General features: G+C 40.9%; 11 protein-coding genes. 7 read left to right on the forward strand and 4 right to left on the reverse strand.

What is annotated here, in order from left to right; translation table 11 throughout:
- Positions 1-74 precede the first annotated feature (74 nt).
- The gene (polA, locus tag H5158_RS15640) at positions 75-2,810 is read right to left on the reverse strand and encodes a DNA polymerase I (protein ID WP_182717677.1); all 2,736 of its coding nucleotides are present in this window, start codon (positions 2,808-2,810) and stop codon (positions 75-77) included.
- A 567-nt stretch (positions 2,811-3,377) separates the two neighbouring features.
- Here polA and elbB point away from each other — a divergent pair.
- The 3 genes from elbB to H5158_RS15655 all read left to right on the forward strand — a co-directional run bounded on the left by elbB (position 3,378) and on the right by H5158_RS15655 (position 7,381).
- Positions 3,378-4,028, forward strand: a complete 651-nt coding sequence (gene elbB / locus H5158_RS15645) for an isoprenoid biosynthesis glyoxalase ElbB (protein WP_149982603.1) — start codon at positions 3,378-3,380, stop codon at positions 4,026-4,028.
- Positions 4,029-4,220: 192 nt separating this feature from the next.
- Positions 4,221-4,613 carry a cytochrome c5 family protein gene (locus H5158_RS15650; RefSeq protein ID WP_182740390.1) on the forward strand — a complete coding sequence of 131 codons (393 nt, stop codon included), beginning with the start codon at positions 4,221-4,223 and terminating at the stop codon, positions 4,611-4,613.
- A gap of 188 nt (positions 4,614-4,801) precedes the next feature.
- A complete protein-coding gene (locus tag H5158_RS15655) occupies positions 4,802-7,381 on the forward strand; it encodes a diguanylate cyclase domain-containing protein (RefSeq protein WP_182740391.1) in 2,580 nt (859 codons plus the stop codon).
- Between the two features lie 47 nt (positions 7,382-7,428).
- On the opposite strand, the gene rep is transcribed toward H5158_RS15655, so the two are convergent.
- Positions 7,429-9,447, reverse strand: a complete 2,019-nt coding sequence (gene rep / locus H5158_RS15660) for a DNA helicase Rep (protein ID WP_145238754.1) — start codon at positions 9,445-9,447, stop codon at positions 7,429-7,431.
- Between the two features lie 113 nt (positions 9,448-9,560).
- Between rep and ubiK the strand changes: the two genes are divergently transcribed.
- From ubiK to H5158_RS15680, 4 genes are all read left to right on the forward strand, one after another.
- A complete protein-coding gene (gene ubiK / locus H5158_RS15665) occupies positions 9,561-9,833 on the forward strand; it encodes a ubiquinone biosynthesis accessory factor UbiK (protein WP_145238407.1) in 273 nt (90 codons plus the stop codon).
- 112 nt (positions 9,834-9,945) lie between these two features.
- Positions 9,946-10,152, forward strand: coding sequence for a ParD-like family protein (locus H5158_RS15670; RefSeq protein ID WP_149982600.1), 207 nt, complete (start codon positions 9,946-9,948; stop codon positions 10,150-10,152).
- Entirely contained in the window at positions 10,145-10,930 is a 786-nt protein-coding gene (gene map / locus H5158_RS15675; RefSeq protein WP_182740392.1) for a type I methionyl aminopeptidase, read from the forward strand. Before H5158_RS15670 ends, map begins: the two co-directional genes overlap by 8 nt.
- A 14-nt stretch (positions 10,931-10,944) precedes the next feature.
- Positions 10,945-11,742 carry an AraC family transcriptional regulator gene (locus H5158_RS15680; RefSeq protein WP_182740393.1) on the forward strand — a complete coding sequence of 266 codons (798 nt, stop codon included), beginning with the start codon at positions 10,945-10,947 and terminating at the stop codon, positions 11,740-11,742.
- A gap of 108 nt (positions 11,743-11,850) precedes the next feature.
- Here H5158_RS15680 and can read toward each other — a convergent pair whose 3' ends face one another.
- Positions 11,851-12,510, reverse strand: coding sequence for a carbonate dehydratase (can, locus tag H5158_RS15685; protein WP_145238393.1), 660 nt, complete (start codon positions 12,508-12,510; stop codon positions 11,851-11,853).
- Positions 12,510-13,703 (reverse strand): methyltransferase, encoded by a 1,194-nt coding sequence (locus H5158_RS15690; RefSeq protein WP_182717673.1) that lies wholly within the window; start codon positions 13,701-13,703, stop codon positions 12,510-12,512. The genes can and H5158_RS15690 overlap by 1 nt, the downstream gene beginning before the upstream one ends.
- Positions 13,704-13,720 lie beyond the last annotated feature (17 nt).

Here is a 13,720-nt window from a genome sequence, read left to right on the forward strand (position 1 = left end):
CCCTATTCACAGACATAAAAAAGCGCGGCTTCACTCAATGCAGCCGCGCTTATATGATTTAAAAAGCTCAGTGATTAATGGGCTTGTTGCCAATTATCTCCGCTATCAGCTTCAACCACTAATGGCACATCTAATTTCGCAGCATCAGACATTAACCGGCAAATTTCTGCGGTGTATTGCTCAACACACTCAGTTTTGATTTCAAATACCAATTCATCGTGTACTTGCATCAGTAATTTAACCGTATTCGGTGCTTGTTCATACACCCATTTGTTGACTGTTAGCATGGCTTTTTTGATGATATCAGCAGCGGTGCCTTGCATTGGTGCATTAATCGCAGCACGTTCGGCTCCTTTACGGCGCGCGCCATTACGGGCGTTGATCTCTGGTAAATGTAAGCGACGACCAAAAATAGTTTCAACATAGCCATTTTCAGCAGCTTTCTCACGGGTTGATTCCATGTACTCAAGCACACCAGGGAAACGTTCAAAATACTTATCAATGTAATGTTGCGCTTCATGGCGCGGAACATCAAGTTGACGTGCCAAACCAAATGCCGACATCCCATAAATTAAACCAAAGTTAACCGCTTTAGCTTTACGGCGCATATCCGTGGTTACATCTTCTAACTCAACACCAAACACTTCCGCAGCAGTTGCACTGTGTACATCAAGACCATTGGCAAACGCATTTAACAAGCCTTTATCTTGCGATAAGTGCGCCATGATACGTAGTTCGATTTGGCTGTAATCGGCAGCCACTATTTTATAGCCATCTGCAGCAATAAAAGCCTCACGAATACGGCGTCCTTCTTCTGAACGAATAGGAATATTTTGCAGATTAGGATCGCTTGAACTTAATCGGCCAGTTGCCGTTACCGCTTGATGATAAGAAGTATGCACACGCTTCGTTTGCTCATTCACTATCAGTGGTAATTTATCAGTGTAGGTTGATTTAAGCTTAGATAAACCTCGGTGCTCAATAATAACTTTAGGCAGCGGGTAATCGTGAGCCAACTCTTGTAGTACTTCTTCAGCTGTAGAAGGTGCGCCTTTTGGCGTTTTTTTAATAACTGGCAGTTCAAGTTTTTCAAACAACAATACTTGTAATTGCTTTGGTGAGCTTAAGTTAAATGGTTCACCAGCAATCTCATGCGCTTCTTTTTCCAGCTCAATTAAACGCTCACCCAAACGCTGGCTGTGCGCGGCAAGCATTTTGCTATCAATCGCAACACCGGTACGCTCAATATCTGAAATAACGCTGACAAGCGGCATCTCTATATCTTCAAATACCGATTTAAGCTTTTCATCGGCTGCAAGTTTCGGCCATAATACTTGGTGTAAACGAAGCGTAATATCCGCATCTTCTGCGGCATAAGGTGCCGCTTTATCAAGTTCGATTTGATTAAATGTCAGCTGCTTTTTACCTTTACCAGCAATGTCTTCAAAACTGATATTTTTATGGCCTAAATATTTTAGCGCCAACGAGTCCATATCATGGCGAGTACCAACACTATTAAATACGTAAGATTCAAGCATAGTATCGAATTTAATACCCTTTAGCTCAAAACCGGCATTAGCCAATACACTCTTATCATATTTTAAATTTTGACCAACTTTTGCTTTGTTTTCATCAGCTAAAATTGGCCCGATCTTCGCCATCACCGTCTCTAAACTTAACTGTTCGGGCGCGCCAGGATAATCATGGGCAACCGGTAAATACACGGCTTCGCCAGCTTTAACAGCAAAACTCATCCCGACAAGTTTAGCTTGCATGTAATCAAGGCTGGTTGTTTCAGTATCAAAGGCAAATAGTTCAGCGGCATTTAATTGCTCGACTAAAGTATCTAATTGCTCTGTTGTCAGGATTGTTTCATAGTGAGCATCAGCCACTTGCGGTAATTCATTCGCTTCACTGGGGACAGCCAAGTGAGTGTCTGCATCTTTTGGATTATCTAATAACTCAGCTAACCAGCGACGGAACTCACACTCGCCATACAAGGCAATCAGTTCATCGCGATTTGGCTCTTGCAATTTAAAGGTATCTAAGTCTGATTCAACTTCAACATCGCATTTAATGGTAGCAAGTTCATAACTTAGCGGTAAATGATCGACTGCGGCGGCAAGCTTTTCGCCGATCTTACCTTTGATCTCATCAGCATGATCAAGCACACCTTGTAATGATCCGTATTTTTGTAACCACTTAACCGCCGTTTTAGGGCCGCATCCATCGACACCTGGGATGTTATCTACTTTATCGCCCATCAAAGCTAAGTAATCGATGATCAGTTCAGGACCAACGCCAAATTTTTCAACCACAGTGTCTGGATCAGAAATACTGTCGGTCATGGTATTGATCAAAGTGACATGCTCATTCACTAACTGAGCCATGTCTTTATCACCGGTTGAGATCAATACATGGCGCTGCTGCTCTGAAGCAATACGGGCAAATGTACCAATCACGTCATCCGCTTCAACACCCTCAATACTAATAAGCGGAAAACCCATCGCCCTAATAATATCGTGCAGTGGCGCTATTTGCGTGCGCAAATCATCGGGCATTGGCGGGCGGTTGGCTTTGTACTCACTGTACATATCATTACGGAAAGTTTTACCTTTAGCATCAAAAACCACCACCATATGGCTTGGATCATACTGTTTGATCAGGCTTTTCATCATGTTAACAACGCCATAAATAGCGCCTGTTGCTTCACCTTTTGAGTTAGTTAAATGCGGTGGTGAATGATATGCACGGAATAAGTAGGAAGAGCCATCGACTAAAATAAGTGGATTTTCAGGGATCTGAGCCATGATGTAATTGGATCCTAAATGAGAGAAAACGAAATATCTGTAAGCATGCCATAAGGGCACGCATAAAACGACTGTGAATTAAGCTTTGTTTAAACCGTTAAATAAGAGTAAGTTGTGGATAACTATGTAGATAACACCCACAAGCTATTCCTCCAAAGTAATTTAAAACTACTTAGAAACAAGTTAAGTGTATGTTTTGTTTTAAAAAGATAATACGAGGTTCTTTTTTTATTATTTTTATCACAATGTGGAAAAACATTTTATTGCTTTGCTTGATTGTGGCTTTTTACAACTAAAAAACGGTTAATTCATTCCTTATAAATAACCGGACGAGCATTCTATCACAATGGATCAAAGATCATAGCGATCCTTTATAATTTTTTCCTATTAGCCAACTTAAAAAAAAGCATATAGCGCGTTTTTGCTCTGCCTCGAGTGGATTGATCAAATAAAAATAATCTTTAACTCATCATTATTGATGATCACAAAATGATCTTAATAAGGCCATAACAGTCAGCAAAAGTCATGCTAAACTGACTTTATGAATAATAAATAAGGGCATAGTATATGAAAAAAATAGCTGTAATTTTAGCAGGTTGTGGAGTTTATGACGGTGCAGAAATCAACGAAGCCGTATTAACGTTATTACATATTGCCAAAGCCGGAGCAAGCTACCAGTGTTTTGCCCCTGATATTGAGCAATTGCACACGATCAATCACCTGAATGGGGAACAAATGACCCCTAACCGGAACGTATTAGTCGAAGCGGCACGCATTGCCCGTGGCGATATCAAAGCGTTAACACTGTTAGATGCTAATGACTTTGATGCTTTGATTGTGCCTGGTGGATTTGGCGCGGCTAAAAACCTGTGTGATTTTGCGATCAATGGTGCGCAAGCACAATTAAACCCTGAAATGCTCCGTGCTGCTAAAGCATTTGCGAATGCCAAAAAACCAGCAGGATATATGTGCATTGCTCCAGCAATGATCCCATTGATCTACAGTGCTGGCGTAAAAACCACTATTGGTAATGATGTTGATACTGCCAACGCACTACAAAGTTTAGGCGCTCAACACATTAATTGTGCAGTAGATGATATTGTAATTGATGAGCAACATAAACTCGTAAGCACTCCAGCTTACATGTTAGCGCAATCAATTTTAGATGCTGATGCAGGTATTGAAAAACTAGTCGCTGCGCTTTTGAAAATGAGCTAATTAGGTGCTAAAAAAACCGCAAATCAGTCATTCTAAAGTAGCTGCTTTGTTGCGCTGGCGCAAAAAAATAGTGTTTTTTCATAAGAAAAATACATCGTAGCGTTTTATAAATTGCGGCTTAGCGTTATAATCGTTCTAAATTCCGTCATCTATCGTGATTGATCACGTTCAAATCGAAGTGAGCAAGGCAAAATGAAAAAACTATCAGCAGCATTATTATTGCTAGCAACCACCGCATACGCACAGCCATATGATACCTCTATGACTGAAGATGCGATCAAAAAACGTATCGCGCCTATAGGTGCCGTTTACTTTGAAGGCGATAAAGCAGCAGTTGCTGAAGTGCCAACAGGTCCTCGTACCGGTGAACAAGTTTACCAAGGTGCGTGCTTTGCATGTCATGGTACTGGCGCACTTGGTGCACCAAAATCAGCAGATGACTGGGCTCCACGCTTAGCGAAAGGCGCTGACACTCTATTAAGTCATGCAATTAATGGTTTTAATGCAATGCCACCACGCGGTACATGCATGGATTGCTCAGATGATGAAATAAGCGCAGCTATTGATTTTATGAGCAAAAAATAATACTTAATTCTGTACTGTTTTTTTATTAAGGCTGATTTTTTTCAGCCTTTTTTATTATTAAAATAAATATCCCCACACCTTTATCACTATTTATTATTATCATTTTCTAATACTATTGGCCGCTTGACGATTCAGCAAAAAAGTGAAAATATAAGTCCAATAAATATACAATAATAAAAATCGGTTTAATGTCACTGGAAGATATAACAGCTTTACTACATAAGCTGGAGCATAAAAATAATCGTTTAAAAGCTCTAGTCCAAAAGTATAAGCAATCCCACCACTTACAAAATGCCCTGATCCAATTATCAGAGCAAGCTAGTTCTGTTGCCGAATTAACGCTACTTTACCCTGCTATTCATGATATTTTGCAAGATTATATGCCAAGTAAAAGTTTTTACGTGGTGCTGTTAAATCAATTTAGTAACACCCTTGAACTCTCTTACTTTGCTGATGAAAAAGATGGTATCTCTGTGCCACTTAATCAAGATAATAATTTTATCCAAGGTGTCACTGGGTATGTTTTTAAACAAGGTAAAACCACCTACTTCCAAGGTGATGAAATGCAGGCTGCTGCCAACAAGGGGTTATTTAAATTACTTGGCACACCAGCAGAACATTGGGTAGGCGTGCCGGTATACCGAGAACAAAGCATTATTGGGGTGCTTGTCGCACAAAGTTACGATAAACAACAAAACTACTCTGAGCAACAAATCGAGCTATTAGAAGTAATGTCGCTCTACTTATCAACGGCTATCGAGCGGGTAAAAAAACGCGAACTATTAGAGTCTGAAGTAAAAATAAGAACTCGCGCATTAACGCAAAGTAATGAAGCACTTAACCTCGAAGTAGAACAACATAAAAAAACCCTCGCACGGCAACATATTCTGTTTAAAATTTCAGAGCTAGCGACGCAAACAAAGCATATTGATGAAGTATATCAACAAGTACATGAAATAATAAAATCAATAACTTACGCTGAGAATTTATACATTGCATTGTATGATCGCGAAACGGGTTGGTTAAACTTTCCGTACTGTGTGGATGAATATAGAGATAACACTCAACCGCGCCCTTTCGCCAAAGGTTATAGCGAATTAGTGTTACGTACCGAACAAACTCAACTCATTGATTGTACCCGAGCACAAAAACTGCTCAAATCCGGTGAAGTAGAAAGACCAGGGCAAGTCAACACTTCAAACTCAGCAACTAGCTGGTTAGGTGCGCCATTAAAAACAGCGCAAGGTGTGATTGGCTTAATAACTTGCCAAGCCTACAATCATAAGCATATTTTTAATCAAGACGACTTTGAATTAATTACCTTTGTATCGCATCAAATAGCGACTGTATTACAAGCACATTTAGCTGCTCAAGCCTTAAAACAAAGCCATCAACAATTAGAGTTTCGAGTTGCTGAAAAAACCAAAGAGATCCTCCAAACCAATATGCATTTACAAATGCAAATTGAAGAGCGCAAAAAAATAGAGCAACAGCTTTATCATGATGCCCACCACGATCCACTTACTGGCTTGCCTAATCGCAGTCTGTTTTTAACCCAATTAGAAAAAACTCTACAGCATTATCAACGTTACCCTGAACAACAGTTTGCTGTGCTGTTTATTGATTTAGACAAGTTTAAGGATATTAACGATCAACTTGGTCATCAAGCCGGTGATCAGTTTTTAATTAGCGTCAGTGAGTCTTTTTCACAATGTATTCGGGAGCACGATTTACTTGCGCGCTTAGGTGGCGATGAGTTTGTAATTTTATTAACGCACTTAACCGATCGCCAACAAGCAGAAGATGTTGCTAAGCGATTAATTGAACTGATGAAAAAACCATTTTGTATGAAAGGTATTTGTGTACAAAGTGGTGCCAGTGTCGGTATTACCTACTCAAAAACAAACTACAAGCACACGGATGAAATTATTCGTGATGCTGATGCTGCCATGTATTATGCAAAAAATGCTGGTCGCAGCCGGTTTGAGTTTTACCATCCACTGCTTAGTGCCGGCACAAGCCCATATGAGTTGGAAACCAGTCATCACTTAGACTCTTTACCAATGCATTTTCGCTGCTCTGAAATTATTACACTTGATGAACAGCATCAATCAGAATCATTGCTTGAGGCATTTGGCGAACACCCAGTACTTGGCAGCACCAGTTTTGAAATATTAAAGAAGTTTGCCGCTGATAAAGCACAACAGCTGGAAGTGGAATTACAGTTATTAACCAAGGCGTGCCAGCAGATCAAAACGGCACAACTGCAAATGGTGTTATTCCCTTGCTCGGGTTTATTACTGGAGAAAAATGAATTTCAGGCGTTATGCTTAACAATGCAAAAGCACAGCATAACAAAACAAATTTGTTTATTATTTAACGAACAAGAGATCCGTTACGCTTCAGGGGGGCAAATTAGTAATTTAAAAATGCTAAGTGAACAAGGCTATTCGATTGGCTTAAATGATTTTGCTAAAGATCGCTGCGAACTTAATTTACTTTGCGATCTTAATTTCGATTATTTATTACTTAGCTCTACCTTTAGTAAGCGAGTGTTACAACAACAAAGCTTTGATTTACAACTACAAGGTGTACTAGCAATAACTAAGATAAAACAAATAAAAGTAATCGCGAAAGGCCCTTCAATATTAAATTATAGAGCCTTACTCGACACTCATGGTTTATCGCTATTTATTGGTAGGCAGCATGCAATTAGTTCCACAGCAACACTCCCAGCTGACTCTTCGAACGAGCAAATTTTAAATTAACGATATGCGTCGCGGATAACCAGTTTATTATCCGCAGTTTAGATGAACTACTCAGGCTTTTTCAGCATGGCACGTAAATTAGCGACTCTGGCTTGGCCCTTTTCCATTCGTTCGGCTTGCGTATTTGGCGCTTTTTTATTTTCAAATGCTAAATCATCTTGCGGTAGCTCTTGTATAAAGCGGCTCAACTCGGTTTGTGATGTTTCGCCAAATTGACGACGAATTTTTGCATAGGTCATGGTCAGCTCTTGCTGAGCACGAGTGATCCCCACATAGGCTAAGCGACGCTCTTCATCAACGTTTTCTTCATCAATACTTACTTGATGCGGTAATAAGCCCTCTTCCATGCCGACCATAAATACGTAAGGATACTCCAAGCCTTTAGAGGCATGTAACGTGAGTAATTGCACCGCATCGGCTTCATCTTCTTCTTCGTTACGTTCTAACATGTCACGCAACGTTAACTTACTCACCACTTCAGCAAGCGTCAACGGCGGATTATCCGCATCACCTGTGAGCATATCTGTGATCCAACGGTACAACTCAGAAACATTCTTCATGCGCATTTCTGCGGCTTTCGCACTCGGTGATGACTCGTATAAATAAGCTTCGTAATTTATTTGTCTGACTAAATCTTTTACCGCTTCAAGGGTATCACCACGTACCGCATTATCTGACAGCTCAACTACCCAACGTGCAAATCCGGCCAACGAGTTTAAACCACGACCTTTTAAGCGATAACCTAAGTCGTTATCAAAACAGGTGGCAAATAAACTGGCATGTTTTTCATTGGCTAAGGTACCCAACTTTTCCAGCGTAACTGTGCCTATTTCACGGCGCGGAGTATTCACAATACGTAGAAACGCATTATCGTCATCTTGATTCACCAATAAGCGCAAGTACGCCATTATATCTTTGATCTCAGAGCGTGAGAAAAACGACATTCCGCCACTGATCTTGTAAGGTATTCGGTTACTCATTAACGACTTTTCAAAGCCACGCGCTTGGTGATTACCACGGTATAAAATAGCGTAATCTTTATAACTGGTGCGCTTCATAAATTTATGCGAGATGATCTCGGCGACGACCCGCTCTGATTCATGCTCTTCATCACGACAGCCAATCACTTTGATCGGCTCGCCATTTTCTAACTCACTAAACAGTTTTTTATCAAATTCATGAGGGTTATTGGCAATCAAGATATTAGCAGCTTTTAAAATACGCTTCACACTGCGATAGTTTTGCTCAAGCTTAATGAGCCGTAAACCTGGAAAGTCTTTGCTTAATAACACTAAGTTTTGTGGTCGAGCACCGCGCCATGAATAGATTGATTGGTCGTCATCACCTACCACGGTAAAACGCGCACGCTCACCCACAAGCAACTTAACTAATTGATATTGACTGGTATTGGTATCTTGATATTCATCCACCAGCAGGTAACGGAAACGTTGTTGCCAACGCTCACGCGAGGTTGCATTATTGATCAGTAATAAGGTGGGGATCATGATCAAGTCATCAAAATCCAAAGCATTATAGGCGCGTAACTGGGTTTGATAACGCGCATACAATTGCGCAAATAGCGCTTTTTGTGGCTCTCGCGCTTCGCGAATCGCTTGCTCTGGTAAAATAAGCTCGTTCTTCCAGCTGCCTATTTGCATTTTTAATAGATTGAGTAAATCTTTGTCTTTTTTTAGCTCTTCTTCAGTTAAGTCAGCAATTAATTGCCCAGTATCTTGATCATCAAATAATGAAAAGCCAGGTTTAAAACCCAGCGTTGTTAGTTCTTTTTTAATGATCTCAAGGCCTAAGGTATGAAAGGTAGATACCCACAAGCCTTTTGACTCTTTTTTACCTAACGTTTGAAAAACTCGCTCGCGCATCTCTTTCGCCGCTTTATTAGTAAAGGTCACCGCGGCAATATTACGTGCTTGATACTCACATTTTTGTACTAAGTAAGCGATTTTATTAGTAATTACACGAGTTTTTCCTGATCCCGCCCCCGCCAGCACTAGGCATGGACCACTAATATATTTTACCGCTTCATCTTGTTTAGGATTGAGTTTCATATCGACCAAAGAGATTGCATTAAAGACGGGCAATTTTAACGTAATCACTACAATACGCCTAGCCAATAAGGTAACATTAGCCATTATCATTTACGCGACAGTAAGGGACAGACATGATCAACCCAGCAAAACTTGAAGAAATTGCCAAACAGATTTCCAGTAACATGCCGCAAGGCGTTAAAAACCTTGCCGATACGTTTGAAGCGAAAACCAAACAAGCTATTCAAAATAAGCTTGCTGAGATGGACTTTGTCAGCCGTGAAGAATTTGATGTACAAAGCCAAGTACTAATTCGCACCCGCGAAAAGCTCGTTGCATTAGAAGCGAAAGTTGCACTACTTGAGCAACAACTCAGTAGCAATAAGCAAAGCGAGCAACCAGAATAATACCGTTTTAGTTATTACTTCAGGCAGCTTCGGCTGCTTGATTTGTTTTACGCCTTGCATACAGATCAACATCTATATACGATACGTATACGTTTTATATATAGGCACTGTTATGGGTATCGTAAAAATCAGCGACCAACTGCACGAAGAGATCCGCAAAGCCAGTACCACTATGGTACGTTCTATAAACTCTCAATCTGAATACTGGATAAAGATAGGCATGCTAGCTGAGCTTAATCCAACCATGACCTACGCCGAAATAATCAAACAGCAACTTGCACAAGCCGATGTAACAGCAGGAGAATCTTTGCATGAGTGAAATAATTATTAAAACTCCCGCACAAATAGAGCTAATGCGTGAGTCTGGTCGCCTACTGGCAAAGGTATTTGCCTATTTAGATAAACAGGTCAAAATCGGCATCACCACCATGGAGATCAATGATTTAGTAGAGCGCTATATTGTTGATGAGCTTGCTGCGCGTCCTGCCAGCAAAGGCCAGTACGATTATCCTTATGTGTTAAACAGCTCAGTAAATGAAGTAGTCTGTCATGGTTTTCCAGACCCTAAACGCGCGTTAAAATCAGGCGATATCGTCAATTTAGATATTACCCTTGAGAAAAATGGCTTTATTGCCGATTCAAGTAAAATGTATATGCTTGGTGAAGTGTCACCGCTGGCCAAGCGCTTAGTCGAAAAAACTTATCAAGCAATGTGGCAAGGCATCAAGCTCGTAAAACCGGGAGTGAGGTTAGGCGATATTGGCAACGCTATCGCTAATTTTGCCCATACTAATGGCTATAGCGTTGTACGTGAATACTGCGGACATGGTATTGGTGAGAAAATGCACGAAGAGCCGCAAGTTTTACATTATGGTAAACGCAATACCGGCATTGAACTTAAAGAAGGCATGACCTTTACCATTGAGCCGATGATCAACCAAGGGGCGGCAAAAGTAAAAACTAAACCGGATGGCTGGACTGTGGTTACTCGTGATAAAAAGCTTTCTGCGCAGTGGGAGCACACCATAGTCGTCACCGCTGACGGCTATGAAGTACTGACTTTACGCGAAGAAGAAATCGCTATTGCGACGGTATAAGTCAGGTTAACACCATGGCCATTTTATTAGTAAATGATCCATTGCCCCATTTGAGCTTTCAAAAATTCGCACCCGATCAACGCTTAGCTGATTGGGTGCAGTGTTATTGGAAAATAGGTTCAACCACTACACAAACAACACAGTTATTTACAGAAAAGCTCTACCCTGATGCTGGCGCAAGCCTAACAATTGATTTTAGCAACGCGACACCCGTTATTACCTTCGCATTTAATCGTCAAACGCAGGCAATAACTTTCAGCAATCAGGATTATTTAGTTAGTATTCGTTTTGCGCCTACTGGTGCTTATCACTTATTAGGTATAACGCTACACGAATTAGCTGAAGGAAATTATCTACTCGGGGAAGATTTTACCCCAAGCTGGTATCACAGTTTAATAGCATGTGTTGAACAAATGCAAAGCAGTCCACTAACCAGCCAACTGTATTTACTCGAGCAGTGGTTACTCAGCCAAGCAATTAGCAATCAACTCGTAACAAGCAATACAATTAAAGTGATCAAGCAGCTTATTCAACTCAATAATTCCACCAGCTGTGTAGGCAAGCAACTTGGCTTGACACGTCGTACTCTTGAGCGTCGCTTGAAAAAAGAAGCCGGGGTTAGTCCAGCTCAATTACAGCAATTTTACCGACTAAAAGCCGCACGCACGCTTCTAGCTGACAGCCAAACACCGATAACAGATATAGCCTTGCAATGTGGCTATTATGATCATGCTCACTTTTGTCATGCCTTTCATAATTTTACTTTTGAAACACCACGGCAATATCGCAAGCGAAAAACACCGAAAGTATAGAGGGTGTTTTCATCACACAAAAAACACATCGACTTAGCCTTTAAACTAAGATTACAATTACTGAAGTTAGCCCGCGCCCAGATAAGACGCAGTGCTTAGGTTACGTGCTTATTCTACTACGTAACGTTCAAACACTTTAAGCCCAGCACTTTTATAGTTAACATCAACTTCATCGGCACAAGTAACTACTGACTCTAAGTCGTGTAAGTGACCGTTTGCTAGACCATAAACCCAACCATGAATAGTTAACTCCTGACCACGCTGCCATGCTTCTTGGACGATATTAGTACGGCATACATTGCGTACTTGCTCAATCACATTCAATTCAATCAAGCTATTGAGACGATCTTTTTCTGCGAGTGCATTGATCTTTGAGGTGTATTTTTCTTTTACATCACCGACGTGACGAAGCCAGTTATCAATTAAACCAAACTTAGCATCTTTGAGTACTGCCTGAACACCACCACAGCCATAGTGACCAACAACCATGATATGTTTAACTTTTAACACTTCAACGGCGTACTGCATCACTGATAAGCAGTTATGATCGGTATGCACCACCACATTCGCCACATTACGATGAACAAATAGCTCACCCGGCATTAGATCAACGATTTCATTAGCCGGTACGCGAGAGTCCGAACAACCAATCCACAGGTATTCTGGGTTTTGCTGCATGGATAGAATTTTAAAAAATTCTGGATCATCTTTACACGTTCGTTCAGCCCAGCGTTTATTGTTTTCAAATAAGTTTTTTAATTTTCTCATTACATCTCTTTTCTGTCTTTGACGGTAGCTTGGATCAAGATATTACGTGGCGTTAATTGTTTTTCGCAAAACGTCTGCACACTGACTTGATAACCTTGTTGTTGCAAATATAAAGCACGATCGAGCACAAGCCAAACCTCAATTGCTCTTCTAAACACATGACGGACCAGTTCGATACGTTCAGTGACTTTTTTGCGCATTTCGCCTTTTTTTAAAAAGGATTCATAATCAATACCTTGCGGTATATCTAGCGCCTTTTTCTCCGCGGCCCATGCACAAAAAGCTTTAAATGAATCTGAAAAAATAGCTTTGTTAACTGAGGGCACACTGACGTAGTTTTGTTCGCTGGTGAGACTTTTGCGTAAAGCATCAAAACCCAATCGCCATTGCACTTCAGTTTTACGAACTTTATCTACCCGAGAAGGCGCTGTCACCGTCTCTTGTAGTGCTAATTTTAAATCACGATGCGTTAACTGCAGTTGACTACGCTTACCGGCATCGCTCATAGCTTGATAATCATTCGGGGTGAATAAGTGATAGCAACACGGCGATAGACTGATTTTTTGCGTTTGCGCGCTAGCCGCGTTACTCATAAACGTCTGATGTAACGCTCCGCAAGCATGCAGCGCTACGGCATGTTGTGCTTGTTGAAAATACTCAGTTACATCATCTTTAAGTACATCTGCTTGGCTAAAGTGCATGGCTAACCCTTGTTGCAGAGCACTTTGCTGACCTTGTTCACATAAATGTTGTTGCAGTTCGATGCTGTGCACACTCGGCGCACGGTTAAATGCCAGCATACGTCCTAAATGGCCTTTCCCTGCACACCATTCTAATACAGGTAATTGTGATTCTTGGCCAAGCGCACAGACAAAATCTTGCAGCTGTGCAAACTTGCGCCCTTTAATACCATTGCTGATCCAAAACGGATATTCGCAACGCGTAGTGGAGGCTTGAGGTAAGTCACACAATGTAGCTAAGTTATTGACTACGGGAATATACGGGCTAAAAAATTGATACAAGGCATCTTGATTGCTATCGAGTTCAGCAACTTGTTGATCGCTCAACAGCGTTAATGGTTGTTCTAATTCAGGCCATGGCAGCTGATCAAAATCGAATGCAGTGCATTGCCAATAGTGGCGAGTACTATGTAATAAGTTATCTAGGGCTGTAAACTGCTCAGCAAGGCTCATGTGATTTTAGCGATGGT

This window comes from Pseudoalteromonas sp. SR45-6 (assembly GCF_014163545.1).
GTDB classification, from domain to species: Bacteria; Pseudomonadota; Gammaproteobacteria; order Enterobacterales; family Alteromonadaceae; genus Pseudoalteromonas; species Pseudoalteromonas rhizosphaerae.